The sequence below is a fragment of the Caldanaerobius fijiensis DSM 17918 genome, assembly GCF_900129075.1.
Lineage (GTDB): Bacteria > Bacillota > Thermoanaerobacteria > Thermoanaerobacterales > Caldanaerobiaceae > Caldanaerobius > Caldanaerobius fijiensis.
On sequence record NZ_FQVH01000013.1, the window covers coordinates 21,722 to 39,216 of the forward strand.

At 38.0% G+C, this 17,495-nt stretch carries 19 protein-coding genes and 1 riboswitch; of the genes, 4 read left to right on the forward strand and 15 right to left on the reverse strand.

Features of this window, described 5'->3' with window-relative positions; all coding sequences use genetic code 11:
• The first annotated feature begins 49 nt into the window (after positions 1 to 49).
• Complete coding sequence (locus tag BUB87_RS06870) at positions 50 to 916, forward strand: sugar phosphate isomerase/epimerase family protein (RefSeq protein WP_073343241.1); 867 nt, start codon at positions 50 to 52, stop codon at positions 914 to 916.
• Positions 917 to 996: 80 nt separating this feature from the next.
• Here BUB87_RS06870 and BUB87_RS06875 read toward each other — a convergent pair whose 3' ends face one another.
• The 7 genes from BUB87_RS06875 to crcB form a co-directional block, all read right to left on the reverse strand.
• Positions 997 to 2,181, reverse strand: coding sequence for an MFS transporter (locus tag BUB87_RS06875; protein WP_143156634.1), 1,185 nt, complete (start codon positions 2,179 to 2,181; stop codon positions 997 to 999).
• 146 nt (positions 2,182 to 2,327) lie between these two features.
• On the reverse strand, positions 2,328 to 2,771 hold the full coding sequence (locus tag BUB87_RS06880; RefSeq protein ID WP_073343247.1) for an OsmC family protein: 444 nt from the start codon (positions 2,769 to 2,771) through the stop codon (positions 2,328 to 2,330).
• Positions 2,752 to 3,612: a lipoyl synthase gene (gene lipA, locus BUB87_RS06885; protein WP_073343250.1), complete on the reverse strand. Its 861-nt coding sequence runs from the start codon at positions 3,610 to 3,612 to the stop codon at positions 2,752 to 2,754. The genes BUB87_RS06880 and lipA overlap by 20 nt, the downstream gene beginning before the upstream one ends.
• Positions 3,612 to 4,259 carry a lipoyl(octanoyl) transferase LipB gene (gene lipB / locus BUB87_RS06890; RefSeq protein ID WP_073343252.1) on the reverse strand — a complete coding sequence of 216 codons (648 nt, stop codon included), beginning with the start codon at positions 4,257 to 4,259 and terminating at the stop codon, positions 3,612 to 3,614. Before lipB ends, lipA begins: the two co-directional genes overlap by 1 nt.
• Positions 4,260 to 4,278: 19 nt before the next feature.
• Positions 4,279 to 5,934, reverse strand: a complete 1,656-nt coding sequence (gene lpdA / locus BUB87_RS06895) for a dihydrolipoyl dehydrogenase (protein ID WP_073343255.1) — start codon at positions 5,932 to 5,934, stop codon at positions 4,279 to 4,281.
• A 109-nt stretch (positions 5,935 to 6,043) separates the two neighbouring features.
• Positions 6,044 to 6,412 carry a DUF190 domain-containing protein gene (locus BUB87_RS06900; RefSeq protein ID WP_234945985.1) on the reverse strand — a complete coding sequence of 123 codons (369 nt, stop codon included), beginning with the start codon at positions 6,410 to 6,412 and terminating at the stop codon, positions 6,044 to 6,046.
• A 16-nt stretch (positions 6,413 to 6,428) separates the two neighbouring features.
• On the reverse strand, positions 6,429 to 6,806 hold the full coding sequence (gene crcB, locus BUB87_RS06905; protein WP_073343261.1) for a fluoride efflux transporter CrcB: 378 nt from the start codon (positions 6,804 to 6,806) through the stop codon (positions 6,429 to 6,431).
• Between the two features lie 51 nt (positions 6,807 to 6,857).
• A riboswitch (Fluoride riboswitch) is annotated at positions 6,858 to 6,918 on the reverse strand.
• 154 nt (positions 6,919 to 7,072) lie between these two features.
• On the opposite strand from crcB, the gene BUB87_RS06910 reads away from it, so the two are divergent.
• The 3 genes from BUB87_RS06910 to dmpI all read left to right on the forward strand — a co-directional run bounded on the left by BUB87_RS06910 (position 7,073) and on the right by dmpI (position 9,151).
• Entirely contained in the window at positions 7,073 to 7,849 is a 777-nt protein-coding gene (locus tag BUB87_RS06910; RefSeq protein WP_073343264.1) for an alpha/beta hydrolase, read from the forward strand.
• Between the two features lie 21 nt (positions 7,850 to 7,870).
• A complete protein-coding gene (locus BUB87_RS06915) occupies positions 7,871 to 8,821 on the forward strand; it encodes an AEC family transporter (protein ID WP_073343267.1) in 951 nt (316 codons plus the stop codon).
• A gap of 135 nt (positions 8,822 to 8,956) precedes the next feature.
• Positions 8,957 to 9,151: a 4-oxalocrotonate tautomerase DmpI gene (gene dmpI, locus BUB87_RS06920; protein WP_073343270.1), complete on the forward strand. Its 195-nt coding sequence runs from the start codon at positions 8,957 to 8,959 to the stop codon at positions 9,149 to 9,151.
• 89 nt (positions 9,152 to 9,240) lie between these two features.
• On the opposite strand, the gene BUB87_RS06925 is transcribed toward dmpI, so the two are convergent.
• The 8 genes from BUB87_RS06925 to BUB87_RS06960 all read right to left on the reverse strand — a co-directional run bounded on the left by BUB87_RS06925 (position 9,241) and on the right by BUB87_RS06960 (position 17,444).
• A complete protein-coding gene (locus tag BUB87_RS06925; RefSeq protein ID WP_073343273.1) occupies positions 9,241 to 10,125 on the reverse strand; it encodes a nucleoside hydrolase in 885 nt (294 codons plus the stop codon).
• 11 nt (positions 10,126 to 10,136) lie between these two features.
• The gene (locus BUB87_RS06930; RefSeq protein WP_073343276.1) at positions 10,137 to 10,955 is read right to left on the reverse strand and encodes an MBL fold metallo-hydrolase; all 819 of its coding nucleotides are present in this window, start codon (positions 10,953 to 10,955) and stop codon (positions 10,137 to 10,139) included.
• A 120-nt stretch (positions 10,956 to 11,075) separates the two neighbouring features.
• The gene (locus tag BUB87_RS06935; RefSeq protein WP_073343278.1) at positions 11,076 to 11,465 is read right to left on the reverse strand and encodes a hypothetical protein; all 390 of its coding nucleotides are present in this window, start codon (positions 11,463 to 11,465) and stop codon (positions 11,076 to 11,078) included.
• A gap of 214 nt (positions 11,466 to 11,679) precedes the next feature.
• Positions 11,680 to 13,269, reverse strand: a complete 1,590-nt coding sequence (locus BUB87_RS06940; RefSeq protein ID WP_073343281.1) for a ClC family H(+)/Cl(-) exchange transporter — start codon at positions 13,267 to 13,269, stop codon at positions 11,680 to 11,682.
• 161 nt (positions 13,270 to 13,430) lie between these two features.
• On the reverse strand, positions 13,431 to 14,855 hold the full coding sequence (hydG, locus tag BUB87_RS06945) for a [FeFe] hydrogenase H-cluster radical SAM maturase HydG (RefSeq protein WP_073343284.1): 1,425 nt from the start codon (positions 14,853 to 14,855) through the stop codon (positions 13,431 to 13,433).
• Positions 14,856 to 14,877: 22 nt separating this feature from the next.
• A complete protein-coding gene (gene hydE / locus BUB87_RS06950) occupies positions 14,878 to 15,921 on the reverse strand; it encodes a [FeFe] hydrogenase H-cluster radical SAM maturase HydE (RefSeq protein WP_073343287.1) in 1,044 nt (347 codons plus the stop codon).
• 4 nt (positions 15,922 to 15,925) lie between these two features.
• Entirely contained in the window at positions 15,926 to 16,171 is a 246-nt protein-coding gene (locus tag BUB87_RS06955) for a TM1266 family iron-only hydrogenase system putative regulator (protein ID WP_073343289.1), read from the reverse strand.
• A 160-nt stretch (positions 16,172 to 16,331) separates the two neighbouring features.
• On the reverse strand, positions 16,332 to 17,444 hold the full coding sequence (locus BUB87_RS06960; protein ID WP_073343292.1) for a GerAB/ArcD/ProY family transporter: 1,113 nt from the start codon (positions 17,442 to 17,444) through the stop codon (positions 16,332 to 16,334).
• Positions 17,445 to 17,495 lie beyond the last annotated feature (51 nt).

The following is a 17,495-nucleotide window of genomic DNA, read 5'->3' on the forward strand; positions in this document are numbered from 1 at the left end:
AGAAAGGTAGACATTTGCCTGGTAATTAAAGAAGGGGGAGGTAAGGATTATGAAAATAGGTTTAAGTACCTATAGTTTAGTACAATTAATTTACAAAAATGAAATGACAGTACTGGACGCCATACAGTGGATAGCAGACAATGGAGGCGAACATGTAGAAATAGTGCCTTTTGGGTTTACTTTGGCTGATAACCCTCAGCTCGTAGAAGATATTAGAAAAAAAGCTGAAGATGTAGGTCTGGAAATCTCTATGTATTCAATACTGGCTAATTTATTACAAGAAACAGAAGAAGATTACGAAAGAGAAATCAAAAGATTAATGGATGCAGTCGATATCACTCACAATTTAGGCGCTAAGTTCATGAGGCATGATGTTGTCGCATTTAGAAATATGCCTGAAGACCCAGTAAAACAATTTGAAATAGATTTGCCAAAAATCGTAGAAGGGTGTAAAAGGATCGCTGATTATGCAGCTCAGTATGGTATAATAACGACAATAGAAAACCATGGGTTCTATGTAAATGGAAGTGAACGCGTGCAGAGAGTCTTAAATGCGGTGAACAAACCTAATTTTAAGACAACTGTTGACGTAGGAAATTTCTTATGCGTAGATCAAGACCCATTGATAGGTGTAAAGGATAATATGCGCTTTGCCGCCATGATACACCTAAAAGATTTTTACGTCAGAAAATATTATGATAATCCTGGTGAAGGCTGGTTTAGAACATCCCACGGGAATTATTTAAGAGGTGCAATAGTCGGCCAGGGAGACATGGATATACGCCATATAATTAAAATTATAAAAGACTCCGGTTATGATGGATATATATCAGTAGAATTTGAAGGCCTGGAAGACCCAAGAATTGGTTCGAAATATGGTATGGATAATGCAAAGCGCATCTGGAATGAGGTTTAAGAGGTAACAGAATCGTTCTTGTAAATAAGTAAAGGACCGATAAAACGGTCCTTTTTATAAATTATAAAAGGTATATTAGCCTATCCGGCAACGTTTTCGCTGACATTTACCCTTTTCACATTTATAAAAGACGTAGAAATCAGATTGAGCAAAGCGATAAATGCAGCCCCTAAGAACACATATTTATAACCGTAAAGAGTCCATATCAAACCTCCCAGCGTAGGAATGCTCATAGATACCATGTGATCTAGACTCACACCGGTCGATAAGGTAGCTGTAAGGTCTTCTGGATCTATTATTGTTTTCTTTATGTACGTAGACCTAGCCATGCCTACAGCCATAAGCATCTGATCTACGATATAGCATGCAAAAGCCATATATAGAGCAAAACTTTCTGCGCGAAATTTTCCTAAATAAGCGTATCCCAAACTTATAAATATGAGTATAAAGGCTTCTCCCATGAGTATGTATTTTTCCCCTATAATGTCGATCAATCTGCCTACCAACGGTTTAAAAAATATCCCTATTAAAGCACCCACGATACCCAGCACCGCAAAAACCTCTACCTTCTGGTTAAATACTTTAATAAGTACCCACGGAGCAAATGTTATAAATACCTGCTTTCTAGCTCCAAATAATATATTTAGCCAGTAAAAAAGGCTGTACTGTTTTCTAAATACAAACTTGGCTTTCTGTAACTTCGGTTTTTCTGAATGCATCCTTATAGTCAATACTGCCGCCGTTACGAAAGCGAAACCTGCTATGATAAACCCCAAATTGTAACTAATTTTAAAGATACCAAATCCCAGCAACACTGCAATACAACCTAGCACGTTACCCAAAGTATTTATAGAGTTTAACGTCCCCAACCGTTTACCCATATCCTCTTCTGTTGAAAGATTCATCCCGATACTGGAAGAAACAGGCATATACAGATGAAGACCCGTGCTATAAAGCACAAGCCATATCAACAGCACGTTAAAAGAATGGGCAAAAAGGCCTATGCCAAAAAGGCCCAAAGCTCCTACTAAATTGGCTACTACCGCAATCCTCACATCGCCCAAGAAGAATAAAAAGCCCGCTATAAAAACTACCAGAAGCCCGGGCAACTCCCTTGGAAATTCAATCCAGCCCCTCTGCAATGCTGAAATTTTAAACACTTCATTTAAATAATTGTTCAATGTAGAATCGGAAATGCCTGAAGCAAAACCCAAAAACGCACCCGCCAGAAGAAAAAGTATGAAATCCCTTTCCTTTCTAGACAAAAAAAATACCTCCCCCGCAAAAAATACATTACGATACTTTTTAATTATAGCATATTATAAATATCATGTAAAATAAAAGCCAGAGGAACGATCCTCCAGCTTTTGTTATATTTATTCCTTTTATTTAACAAGTTATTAAACAAGCTTTACTCAATAACCACACCTGACGAAACCAGTTTAACTCCATTTGCCAATGTATCGCCCACAGGGCATCTCTTTTCAATGAATTTAGCAAATTCCTTTACTTTATCTTCCGGCGAATCACTCTTTATGTGCATCTTAAATCTGACCTCCAGGAAACCTGGTCTGACATCAGAAAGACCCATAAACCCATCGGTATCCAGATCGCCTTCCAGCTCGACCCAGAATTCCTGCAGGTTTATGCCCTGCTGTTCAGCAAAAACTGCTGCAACAATGGACTGGCATGAACCCAATGCGCAGAGAAGGGCTTCTACAGGATTCATTCCCTTATTGGTACCGCCCAGATCCTCTGGTTCATCTAAAACCATTTTAAATCCTCTCACATCGCTCTCTACCGCCAAGCCTTCTGGCAACTTTCTAGAAGTGGCCTTAAAAGTCACTACTGCCATTTTCAATTCCTCCTTTTACTAAATTATATATTTCGAAAGCTCTATAAGAGCTTCGAACACGAGGTAAAGACAACACATATTTAATGCCTATATCATTGGCATAATTCTTATAATACTCAAATTCATCTAAAGGCACATATCTCACCACATCATGGTATCTATAATCAGGTTGCAAATACTGTCCTATAGTCAATATATCACAGCCGTATTTACACAAATCATCAATGGTTCTTTTTACTTCATCTTTGGTTTCTCCTAAACCCAGCATAATACCGCTTTTAGTTATAAAACCTTTTTGCTTTATATAGCAAAGTACTTCCAGTGACCTTTTGTATACAGCTTTTGGTCTCACTTCTCTATAAAGTCTTTCAACGGTCTCTATATTATGGCCTACCACATCAGGTCCGGATCTCAATACATTATCCAGCAAATCTTTCCTGCCATGAAAATCCGGTATCAATACCTCAACGGCGATATGTTTATCCATCTTCTTTATTTCATCGATCACTCTGGCAAATTGGTTGGAACCCTCATCAGGCAAATCATCCCTGGTAACAGATGTTATTACAGCATATTTAAGTCCTAATCTTTTTACATACTCAGCTATCTTTTTCGGTTCCTCTACATCCACTTTTTCGGGTATTCCTTTATCGATACAACAAAACGTACAATTTCTGGTACAAACTTTGCCCAAAATTAAAAACGTAGCTGTATTATTTGCATAACACTCACACATATTGGGGCAAAAAGCTTCACGACATACGGTATTGATCCCGTTTTTTAAGAGATAACTGTTTATCCCTTCCCATTTTTCTATGTCTTTTATATCGGCGTAAAACATCAAATACCTCCGCTTTTATATTCCAATGCTATTAAATGCTCAAAATTTTTGCTAAATACCTTTTTTATTTCATCCAGCTCAAATTTATGTCCCTTTTCAGCCATCATGGATGTGACGCCCCTACCCACTATACCACAAGGAATTATGAGTTTAAAATAATCGAGATCTGTATTGACATTTAATGCAAAGCCATGATAAGTTACCCATCTATCTACGGCTATGCCAATAGCTGCAATTTTATTGTTTCCTACCCATATCCCTGGATATTCCGGGTCTTTAGTTGAATTTATTTTAAAATGTTTCAAAGTGTTTATAAGAGCGTCCTCGATGGTATCCAGATACCAGTGAAGGTCCTTCTTATACCTCCTGAGATTTATAATAGGATATCCTACCAGCTGGCCATATCCATGGTATGTGACATCACCGCCTCGGTCTATTCTCTGTACCGAAACACCCATCTCATCCAAGGTAGAACGTTCAGCCAGGATATGGCTTGGGCTGCCGTCGATCCCTATTGTTATAATATGTGGATGCTCAACAAAAACCATAAAATCATCATCGCCATTGTACGCTTTTTTAACCAGATCCCTTTGTATATCAAAAGTTTCGTTAAATGGCATGGTGCCAAGGTCTATTATTTTTAGCATAATCTCATCTCCACAAACATCAAGCCTTATGGATAGATTGCCCAAAAATATCTTTGATAGCTTCCATAATGGTCTCGCTCCTGGTGGGATGAGAATATACTACACTTCTTAAAGCCTCCACATCCATACCTGCTTGACAGGCCGTTGAAAGCGTGTGGATAAGTTCAGAAGCTCCACTACCTATAATCCATGCGCCAACTACTTCTCCTGTTTTTGATGCGATTACCTTTACAAATCCCTCTGTTTCTCCATAGGTTTTTGCTCTTCCGTTGTGTTCAAAGTCAAATCTGCCAATCCTTATCTCGCCAAATTTTTCTCTCGCCTGTTCTTCCGTATAACCAAAATAACCAATCTCAGGTTCCGTAAATACCGCCGCAGGTATCTTTGTATAATCTAGAGTTTGCATTTCGCCAAATATATTATCCACCGCCACCTCACCTTGAGCCGAAGCTACATGAGCTAGCATCATCTTACCGGTAACATCGCCTATAGCGTAAACACCGTCTACATTTGTCCTCATATATTCATCGACTTTAATAGCCTTCCCATCAAATTCCAACAAATCCGCAATCGGCCCTATATCCGTATTGAGCTTTCTCCCTATAGACACAAACACTTTATCTACATAAAGATGTCTCGTATTCTCCCCTTTAATACATACGATGCTCCCGCCATTTTCCTCTTCTTCTATTTTGTCGACGGTAGAAGACGTATATATCCTTATACCTCTACTTTCGGCTATATTCTTAATGAGTAAACTCACTTCATGGTCTAGCGTTGGTAGGATATTGGGCATCATCTCTACAACAGATACCTTAACACCAAATCGATTCATGATAAAGGCAAACTCCATGCCAATTACCCCTCCGCCTATAATGCATAAGCTCTGGGGCAAAGACTTAATGTCAAGAATTATATCACTATTCATGACATTTTTAGAATCAATACCTTTAATCGGCAATTGCGCCGGCGATGATCCCGTAGCTATAATAATGTTTTTAGCTTTAAGCTTATTCTCACCAAATATTATGTTTTTTTCTTTATCCACTTTCGCTTCAGAATAGAACACATCAACACCATTTGATTTAAGCAAGGCATCTATACCTTCTCTAAGCTCTTCTACAATACTATCTTTTCTTTGAACAACTTTAAGATAGGCAAAAGAATTTATATTTACATCAAGGCCGAACTGACTGGCTTGCCTTACGATACCATATACTTCAGCGGCCCTAGCATAAGACTTTGTAGGTATACATCCCCTGTTTAAACAGGTTCCGCCCAATTTGTCTTTTTCAAACAGCGCGACCTTTGCACCCTTCTTTGCGGCCTTTATAGCAGCTACATATCCTCCAGGACCTGCGCCTATAATTGCCACATCATAATTCTTATATTCCTGTTTAGTCATTTCTCCGCTCACAGCAGTCGCCTGTACCTCATCAACTTGTGCAATAACCGCTACCACATCGCCAGGCTGAACCGTACTTCCCGTAGGACAAACGATTTTCGTTAGCATTCCCTGATAATCGCTATAAACTTTAAAATTCATTTTATTTACTGTTATGTCAAACAAATGTACACCTTTTTGTATGTACTGACCTTCTTCTACATGCCAACTTGCAATACGCCCCTTTTTCATCTTATCTGACAACATTGGCACTTTTACTTCTATATCCATTAAATAAACCCCCTAATTATGACAAAAAATAACGACAAATCTTTAGCAATAAAACCTATAAATATATTAACACTTTTGATTCCTTTTTTCTACACATCTTAGAAAATATTTAACCTTGCTTCTCATGCTTTGATTTATTATTGTTAGAACCTGCATATTTGTATATCTCCACATCTTGTATCACTATCATAAAACCTTCTTTTATCATATCATCTAATACGCTTAATATATTATTTATCTTGTCTTCAACATCAACTATTTCAATAACAATAGGTAAATCCTCCGAAAGCCTCAATATCCTGGCACTATGTACTCTGCTATTAGCCCCATAGCCTTCTATGCCTCGAATAACCGTGGCACCTGCCAGATTATTTTCTTTAATTTTCTTAACAATCGCATGGTATAATGGTTCACCGTGCCATTGATCAGATTCACCTATAAAAATTTTGAGCAGTTTTCCCTTCCCTTTTATATTCACTTTAAAAACCTCCATCCTATAACAATATCTGAGCTAAAAATTTTCCCATCCACACACCTACCAGTGACAATATCAAATTAAGGCCTATATTGACTGTTCCCAATAAATAGCTACCATCACTCAACATAGAAATGGTCTCGTAGCCAAACGTAGAAAAAGTGGTAAGACCACCCAACACGCCTGTCGTAAGGAAAATCCTCAAATTAGGCGGGATAGGCCATCCATTAATACTTGCCTCCATAATGAGCCCTATAAAAAATCCTCCTAAGACATTCACAAATAATGTGCCATAAGGATAGGTATCTCCAAACACTTTTACGCATAAACCAGAAATAATATACCTTATAGACGCTCCCAAAAATCCTCCAATTCCTACTAATATAATTCGATACAATCTTAGCTTCTCCTTTCAATAAAAATAAATAAAGCTCCTACTTTTAATTTTTTAAAAGCAGGAGCCATCAGCATCTCAGGCATTTAAGGCGAGCTCCATCGCCTTATTAAAGAAAGTCAAAATATAAATATATCTTTGAACCTTCTTTATTATATCAATTGTTCTTCACAAGCGCAAGTATTACCTGCTGTATTTTTATAACCACTTGCCTGTACCGTCAAAAAATTGTATACTATAGTAAAATCTTATAGAAGGAAGGTATACATATGGCTCTCATACATTGTGATTTTTTCTCTGAGGTACTGGGCGTTTCTACATCTATGTATGTGATTCTTCCTCAAGCGACTAAGAACCAGATAGGTATGGAAGGCCGTACCATACGTTCAAAACATCCTACCTTGTACCTATTGCATGGATTATCAGATGATCACACCATATGGCTGCGCAGAACTTCTATTGAGCGTTATGTAGCTCCATTAGGGCTTGCAGTAGTAATGCCCGCCGTCGGCCGAAGTTTTTACACAGACATGAAAAACGGTTACCGCTACTGGACCTTTATAAGTGAGGAACTTCCTGAAATAGCCAGATCCTTCTTCCCCCTGTCTGATAAAAGGGAGGACAATTTCGTCGCAGGTTTATCCATGGGAGGCTATGGAGCTTTTAAGCTAGCATTAAGATGTCCAGATAAATACGCCGCTGCTGCCAGCTTATCAGGTGCACTAGATATAGTAAATCTGGTTAAAAATGCTGCTGAACCTATGGCATCTGAATTTTATAACATATTTGGAGATCCTCAGACTGTAGAAGGTAGTGATAATGACCTGTATTATCTGGCCCAAAAGGTAGCACAATCCCAAGGACCTAAGCCTAAACTATACCAATGCTGTGGTACAGAAGATTTCCTCTATCAAGGCAACATAGCTTTTAGAGATTATTGCCAAAAACTAGGCCTCGATATTACCTATGAAGAAGGACCCGGCCAACATGAGTGGGGATTCTGGGACAAATACATACAAAATGTCTTAAAATGGCTACCCCTATAGTTGGCGATAAGGTGTCCTACAATGATATTCATAGATGCTGCCCAGGGCATACTCGCAATCCTCGTAATGATCTCAGTGGGATATGTACTGACTTCAAAGGGCTGGTTCAATGAGGAGATAGCGTCGCTTTTTTCAAAATTGGTCGTAAATATATCCCTCCCAGCCCTTATGATTTCAAACCTCATGGACACATTTACAAAGGATAAACTATTGCACTACGGAATGGGTTCATTAGCAGCATTTGCCAGCATATTAATAGCATACATCCTGGCAATAGGTTTAGCACGCCTTTTAAATATCGACAAAAATAGGCGGGGTGCTTTCGTAGCCTTATTTGCTTTTTCCAATACAATTTTCATAGGATTACCTGTAAACCAATGCCTGTTTGGCGATAAGGCTATACCTTATGTTCTCTTATATTATGTGGCAAACACCAGTCTTTTTTGGACCATAGGAATATATGGCATAGCCAGAGACGGAAATAACGGTGACAGATTACCAGTACTTTCACTGGAAACGATAAAAAAAATTTTTTCTCCAGCATTAATGGGATTTATAACAGGAATAGTTTTTATATTCCTGGGTATAAAGTTACCTCGGTTTGTCATGGACACATTTAAATATATAGGAAACCTAACAACACCTTTGTCCATGTTTTTCATAGGAATTGTAATACATGATATGACTGTAAAGGATATAAAATTTGACAATAAAGTTCTTGCATTGCTAATAGGTCGTTTTATCATATCTCCAATGGTAGCATTTGCTGTATTATACTTTTTACCTCTAGAAATTTTGATGAAAAAAGTATTTATAATACAATCATCCCTACCTGTAATGGCTCAAATCTCCATCGTATCTCGCACTTATGGCAGCGACCACAAATTCGCCGCTATGATGATCACAATCACTACCGTACTGAGTCTATTAGTCATACCTTTTTATATGTACATTATGAATGACATCTTGTAAAAGAAGGTAAATACATCAAACAAACAAAGTTCTGTTAATAAATTAACAATATTTGACTGTTCTCTATTTTAATACTATAATTGTGTTGAATTATTTATATTATAAAAATAAAGCAAAAGTAAAGGAGGAAATAACATGCCGGTTATCACTATAGACGGACCAGCAAATTTATCAAAGGAAACAAAGGCAAAACTTATTGTAAATCTGACAAATGCAGCATCGGAAACCCTAAATATTCCTAAACAGGCTTTCACTATTATTATAAGAGAAAACAATGCAGACAACATAGGAACAGGCGGTGTGCAACTCTCTGAATTACATAAGGCTTAGTAAAAACTTTACCATTTTATGGAGTAACCAAAAAAGCATAAAAGGTTATAAAAGGAGGGAATTTAGAAAAAACAGTTCCCTCCTTATTATTACAAAATATCAATATCGCTGGTAAATGCTACTCTTTTCATAAACATATCCATAAAACGTTTAACGTCCACGTCTACAGCCGCTTTTACACTATTCCCATCGCGTGGTATCGTCATCCCACGGGTATATTTACCTGCCAATTCTATTTCCACATCTATAGGTTTAACAGTAATAAGCGACGGATCTATAGCCGAGGCTACAGCCAATGGATCGTGCAATATAGGGTATTGAGAAGTATTTGAACCCTGCCACAGAGAAATCAGCTGTCGCAAAAACTTGACCCTTTTGTCGTTTGACTGGTCGAAGTATCTCATCTGCTCTTCATTTATTCTGCATTTCAATGTGACATCCAGGCCAACCATTGTGATGTCAGCACCGCTATTAAACACAATATGGGCAGCCTCCGGATCGCAGAGTATATTCCATTCTGGCTGAGGCGCACCTATATAACCACCCATGAGTACAATTCTTACTCTTTCAGCCAAATCCGGTTTTAATCGTAAAGCCACTGCTATATTGGTCAATGGTCCTATAGGGACTAACGTTATCTTTTCTTTAGAATTCATGCATACGTCTATAATAAATTCCACAGCATTTTTGCTTTCGATAACATCTATATTCCTATTTACTGCCTCGCATTGACATGGTATCTCCTCTACATCGACATAATTTATTAATGGTCTTCCTATCCCCTGACATACAGGTATATGCCTCTCAAAAACGTTTAACTCCGTCAAAGCCAGCCGTGCTCTTTCTTTCACATTACGAAAAACCGTGGTTATACCTTCCAGCTCAACCTCAGGCGAATTCAGCGCAAAAGCTATCGCCAGCGCATCGTCAATGTCGTCACCTATATCTGTATCAATTATCATCTTAATCGCCATTATATAACCTCCTATATCTCAATTTCCATGCCATCATAAGTCACTACAAAACCGTATGGCGAAAAGGCCTCTACCATCTCATCGTGCATAAGACCTCCATTGTGAGAAAAGTGATTTACTATAAATATCGTATTTTCTCTGGCAATTTTTTCATCCAATAATCGTTGTTTAACCTTTAAAACCGTGGGGAACCCCATATGGTACCTCATAGACTCCTGAGGCCCAGATGTGCAGTCTAATATAACACCATCAAAAGAGTATTTCTTAATGTATTCCCACGTCTGTTCTGGAAAATAACCCGTATCGTGACCATACAGCAACGTTTTACCATTTAGTTTAATAGCGTATATATAACATTGTTCGCCCGGAGCATGATCCGCCAGAAGTGGAGTCACCTCGGCATCTCCTGCAATAAACGTTTCAAATGGATTTACCTTATGAAAGCGCAAAGTCCCATCACTCTTTTCCTCACCTCCGGCCTGGTCAAAACGCTCTTTAACGTGATCATTGCCATAAACATGCAAAGGATCATTTGAAGTGAAATATGCAAAAGGTTTTTTCCTCATCTGTAAATCCTGTGGATAAAAATGGTCTTCATGGGAATGAGTAATAAATAAATGTTTAACGCGAGACAAATCCAAATGATCTCTTAAAACGTGATAATATGTATCTGCCGAAAAGTCAATCATATATAGGTCATCAATTATGCAAGACGAGCGGGTCCTTATGTTTTTCCCCCCTAATTCTCTTGCCTTACGGCAGGCATCACACTGGCAAAATAGGCCTGGCCAGCCCTCAGCGGCAGCCGTACCAAGAAACTTTACTCTCATTTTATCCACCATCTCCTAATTAAATAAAGTCAAGATCAATTATATCACAATACACAGTGGATACAATACAAAATCGCTTTCTTTATTTATATTGCTGCCATCGGATTTAATTCACTTTTATTATAGTTTAAAAGCCTTCAAAATAGTAGCTTTACTTTGTAGTAACTTCATATCTAGAGATTCTATTGTTTCATAGCCTTCAAAGTAATTAATTATATTATTGAATATGTCAATTTCCATCTTTTCCAATAATTTCATATTCTTATTCTGAATGATATCAAGACATCGCTCTTTTTGCTCTATTAATTCTTTCAATGATCTTATTTTCGTTGAAATATCAGCTTCTTCCATGACTTCACATTCAACATCTTTTAACAGAAATCTTTCTCCCGTCTCAGGATTGTATATATCATAATACCTATCGCCACCTAATGTGCATTCCTCTATAATTTCCAATATGGCACCCGGATTATACCCCTTACCTAAAGGGATCTTTATTTTCACTTTCACCGTTACCACCTCTCGATTTTTTCTGCCATGATTATACTATAAAATTTATTTAGTATCAAGTGCTAATAGTTGGTGCTATTATGCAGAAAATATAAAAAATTAATACAAAGTTTTGAGGAGATTTAAATTATTATCCCTATTCTAAGATTTCACCATCAAAACTTTGCTAATGCAGACATCTGCTATTCTATTGATTCTGGACACAAGATAAACCTCAAGATTTATTCAGATGAATGCCTTTTAGTTCTGTTGCCATTATTGATAACTTTTCATTTAAATCTGCAAATGTACTTTCATCAGTCAGAATCACCAGATAATCGCCTGGCAAAATTTTTGTATTGCCTCTCGGTATTAATTCCGAAGTACCTCTTTTAATACCTACCAGTAAGCAATGTGGCGGCCACTCTATATCTTTTATTCTTTTTCCATCCAGTAAAGAACCTACGCAAACAGCTATTTCAAATAAAACTTTATTCTCTTCATTAATGGTTATTTTTGCTCTTTTATTTTTGAGTATCCGTTCAAGCAAAGCCTCGTATATGGGCTTACTTTTAAACACATCTGTTACAAGATACGCCGTTATAGAAACAGTGCTTAATGCTAGTAAATGTCTAAAGGAACCGGTCATTTCTGTAACTAATAAAGCTCCTGTTATAGGCGCTTTAACTATAGCTGCAAAATTCCCTGCCATGGCCAAAATAGCAAAATCTTTAATAAAAGCTGGATTTAAATGGAAAATTCTACTCATACCGATTCCATAGGCATCCCCCAAAAGAGCACCAATTAAGAGTAATGGCATAAAAATACCCCCGGGTACACCCGAACCGTAGCTAACCATTGTAAATAGAAATTTCCCGAACAATAGAATCATGACGAATAATAGGCTGTAATTGGCATTATTAAGAGAATTAATTATTCCTTCTCCCCCACCCAAAGCACCGGGTAGATAAAGCCCCACTAATATAGACAATAACATCGGTATCAGAGGTTTTAATTCTGACTTGATTTTCATTTTCCCGTAAATATCCTGGGTTTTTAATAACACAGTGTTAAACATCACACCGGATATTCCGATTATTACGCCAAGTCCCAATAAATAAAAATACTTTTCTAGAGGTATAATTGTAAGGTAGCTAAAATCAAAAAGAGGTTTCAGGCCAAAAAAGCTTGAAGAGATAAAGTCAGCCGTAAGGGACGCTACCATTGTTGAAACCAGCACTAGGGGCGAAAAGTTCTTATGAAGTTCTTCTAAAGCAAATACAACACCAGCCAGGGGCGCGTTAAATGCTGCGGCAAGACCAGCACTGGCACCACATGTTATAAGATATTTCTCCTCAACCCTAAATCTCCTCAATAGCCTACTCAGCCCCTGCCCTATAGCAGCTCCTAACTGAATTGAAGGTCCTTCTCGGCCTAGAGAAAGCCCTGCACCTATGGACAGCACTCCCCCTAAAAACTTACACAAAGTTGTCCTCAACCAATTTACTTTAATATACCCTGTTATGATGCCTTCTACCTGAGGTATACCGCTACCGCTCACCATGGGTTCCTCTTTTAAAATCAACCCTACAATATAACCTATGAGTATTAGAAAAACCGCCCATGCAAAAATCCATACAGGATTTGCACGTAATATATGATATAAATTTTCAATCACATGTCCTAATATATCAAGAATATACCTGAATAAAGTAATAATACCTCCAGCTAAAACGCCCGCCACAAATGCTTCGATTATTATCTGTTTGCGAAAATTAATCCATTCATTTAAAGTCTTGTAAGTGATACTTCCCTTTGCCTTCAATACCTATTCCCCTCTCCCTTCACGCTTAGTCTGTCTTTTATTTTAACAAAGTAATGACGATTTGTTAAGTTTTTGTATACTTCTACTACAGAGAAAAATAATTGCAATAAACCTTCACAGATAATTTTATAAAAAGTCATAGAAAAAGGGATCCATATCCCTTAAAAATACAGATCCCTTTGTCCTTGTTCTATCATTTTCAATCGTTCTATTGTTATCTGCCGAACCTTGTCGCTTTTTATCTCTTTCAATCCATCCTCAATCACTTTTAATCCAACTTTCTTAGTTTCTTCAGAAGCATAATCCTCCAGATATTCCTTAAATGTAAGCAGTGCATTGGGCTGACAACAATTTTGTATATTGCCCGTCTTGGCCAATGCCATAAATCTATCTCCTGTTCTCCCTTTTCTATAGCACGCAGTACAATAACTGGGCACATAGCCGGATTGGCAAAGCATCCTTATAACTTCATCAGGGCTCCTGTGATCAGCCACCTCAAACTGAGCCGTTTTTTCTTCCTCCTTGTCTTTTTTATGCTCATATTCCTCTACATATCCTCCTACCCCTGTACAAGAACCTGCACTTATCTGAGATATCCCCACGGAAATCACCTCATCTCTAAACTCAGGAGCCTCCCGTGTAGACAATATCATGCCAGTATAAGGCACTGCCAGGCGTATAATAGCTACCAGCTTTTTAAAGTCGTGATCTGAAACCATATATGGGTAATTCTCAAAGGATACGCCTTCTGCAGGCCTCAATCTGGGAACCGATATGGTATGAGGGCCTACGCCAAAGGTTTCATCAAGGTGTTTTGCATGGAATATCAATCCCATTACTTCAAATTTGTAGTCGTATAACCCAAATAAAGCACCCAGTCCTACATCATCTATTCCCGCTTTCATTGCTCTATCCATGGCTGTCGTATGCCAATCATAATCAGACTTTGGCCCCATTGGATGCATTTTTTTATATGTTTCCCTGTGATATGTTTCCTGGAATAAGATATATGTCCCTATACCAGCTTCTTTAAGTTTTCTGAATTCATCAATAGTGGTTGCCGCTATATTTACATTTACCCTCCTTATATTTCCTTTATCTTTCTGCGTGGCGTATATAGTTTTTATAGCGTCTACCACATATTCAATAGGATTTTCTACAGGATCTTCTCCCAACTCAATAGCCAGTCTTTTATGCCCAAGGGATTCTAAGATTCGCACTTCTTCGGCTATTTCTTCCATTGTAAGTTTTCTTCTCTTTATTCGGGTATTAGATCTGTGATAAGCGCAATACACACAGTTATTAACACAATAATTGCTTATATATAGCGGCGCAAACAGTACTATCCGTTTGCCATATATCTTTTCTTTGATAATGCGGGCAGCCTTATATATCTTCTCCAGTTCATTATCATCTTCTACCTGCAGCAGGGTCGCTACCTCCAAAGGCGTAAGACCTTTAGCTTCAAGGGATTTGTCGATTATCCTATCCACGTCAAACTGACGCCTTTTACCTTCTTCTAAAAGCTCATTGATCAAATCCTCATTGATAAAATCTGCCTTTTCCCATTCTTCCTTTTTAATCATAAAAACATCTCCTCTCTAAAAATCACTGCCCAGCTTTATAGCTCCCATAATCCGTACCCACTTCTCTCCCCAGCGACCTTATAATCCCTTCAATGCACATACGGCAATTAGCTGGTTGTTCGCCTATGCATATCTTGGATGGATATATCTCATATCTAGGTCTGTACTGCGAAGGCATCACGTTAGGCATAACCACATTAGCACCCGCCATCAAAGCTTTTTGCCTGCCTTGCGGATGTATAGTCCCTACTGCTGTAGTTGCCGGTATGTTTGCATAGGGCAACATAAGTCGCACAATCGCCACCACACGTAACGTCATTTCCAGTGTCCCCATTGCCTCACCTCTAAACGGCGTATTACTGTGAGGTATGAACGGCCCTATCCCAGCCATTTCCACATCCAATTCTTTTAAAAGCATTATATCCTCCGCCAGGTGCGCGATCGTCTGACCAGGCAATCCTACGATATTGCCAGATCCCACTTCATATCCAAGATCTTTAAGCATCATAAGGCATCTTATCCTGTCGTCATAATTCATATCAGGGTGCATTGCAGCATAATGTTCTGGATTTGCCGTTTCAAACTTCAAAAGGTATCTATCAGCGCCAGCCTGCCGCATCAATTTATACTCTTCGTAGCTTCTCTCCCCTATGCATAAGGTTACCGCCACATCATCATTTTGTTTTATTCGCCTTATAATATCAGATATAATATCAGCTGTGTAAAATTCGTCTTCTCCTGATTGCAGTACAATAGTCTTATATCCCAACATGGCTGCATTATGAGCAATATCTACAATTTCATCAGGAGATAATCTGTATCGCAATAAAGAAGTATTATCGCGCCTCAAACCGCAGTAATTGCAATTTCGCCTGCAGTGACTAGAAAACTCTACAAGCCCTCTCAAATGTACAAAATCGCCTACCGTCTCATGTCTTAATTGATCTGCTTTTTTAAAGAGGTAAGCTTCATCTTCACTGTTTTCAGGCATTAGAAGGCGCTCTATCTCTTCCTTATCCAGGTTATGTTTCTCATATGCTTTATCCACCAATTGTTTATAATCCATGTTATCACCTCGTAAGCGCCGTCTTTACTCGGACACCAGGTAAATTTCCCAGTTTGCCCGTGAGGGCTCCTATATCGTCAGTCGTTCCATCAACGATAAGCGATATTACAGATAAGCCCCTATCTCTGTACGGTATCCCCATTCTGCCAACAATTATATCGCCGTATAGGCTCAATATCCTATTGAGTTCGTCAGCTACCTGCTCTCTGTGCTCTACCACAATACCTATAACCCCTATGCGCTTTTCCATAATTTCACCTCATTTAAAAAACCTACCTGTAAAGGTAGGCATAATTCAACCATATCTCTTTTACGCCTCCCTTCTTGTCAGGTGTTACCCCTTAAAGTCAGGATACATCTTCTATTTGTTAGAATATTAACATATATACTCCAAGAAGTCAAGTTTTATTTTAAACCCTGGTCATTTGACGCTTTATTAAAGATACTATAAATAAAAGCACAGGTATACCTATCGTCACAGATAATGTATAAGTAAAGTGATTCATAAGATAATAATAGACATCCGTCACATTATCAAAAAATAACTCAGATAAAGTAAGGATCAAAAGACCTATAGGTATTATAGTCGGCTTTGGATCTTTTAAACCCACTAGCTGACAAACACCGGTATTGGCTGTATTCATTATAAGCAAAAGCTTCAGAACAATGCCTGCTGTCCAGATAGCCAAAATCGTGGCATCAAGCCTCTGTAAAAAATTAGCATAATTTATCATCCTTACAAGTTCGAGAGCTGGATAGAGCATTCTTGATGTACCAATAACGCCAAAGACTGCAATGGCTATAGTGCCCATTTCCAGCACCACTCCTAAGCAAAAAATAGAGAATATACCAGCTTGCATAGTCCTGCTTTTATCCCTTATAGAGGGATATATCATAAGCGTAATTACGCTCTCCCCAAAATAAGACAAAAGCACTATAGCACCTTTTATTGAGGGCATTATACCATTCTCAAAAACAGGTAAGTACTCCGAAAAATCAGCCATAGGAACGGCAAGGATTATAACAATTTGCAAAAGACCTATTCCAAGGAAAAATAACCATTCATTAACCCTGGTTATCACCTCAAAGCCACAATAAACGCCATAGCATAACAAAGCAGTAGCTATAATTAAGACAGCTGTTATAGGCGTTGTAGGCAAAAAAGCCGACCGTAATATTTCTCCCAATTCTCGTAATACTATAGCTCCAATATATATGAAATAACCAATATATATCAGCCCTATCATTTTTCCCAGCACGCGCCCAAGAAGATATGTAGAATATTCCATAATGGTTTTATCCTGGTGCATAGTTCCTAGTGTTATATATAGACTCATAATCAAAGAAGCAGTAACTGTGGATAATATGACGGCTACCCATGCATCTTTTCCCGATAATGCTGCGATTATAGATGGAGGAAAAACGTCTGCAGTAGTAAGTACAAGCATTATTATTAAGTACACAAATTGTAAATTTGATATCTTCTCATCAACTATGCTGAACCGTTGCGTGTTTTTTGCCACAAAATGCACCTCATTTAATTTTAATGTGGTTTAAACATATTATTTCTAAAT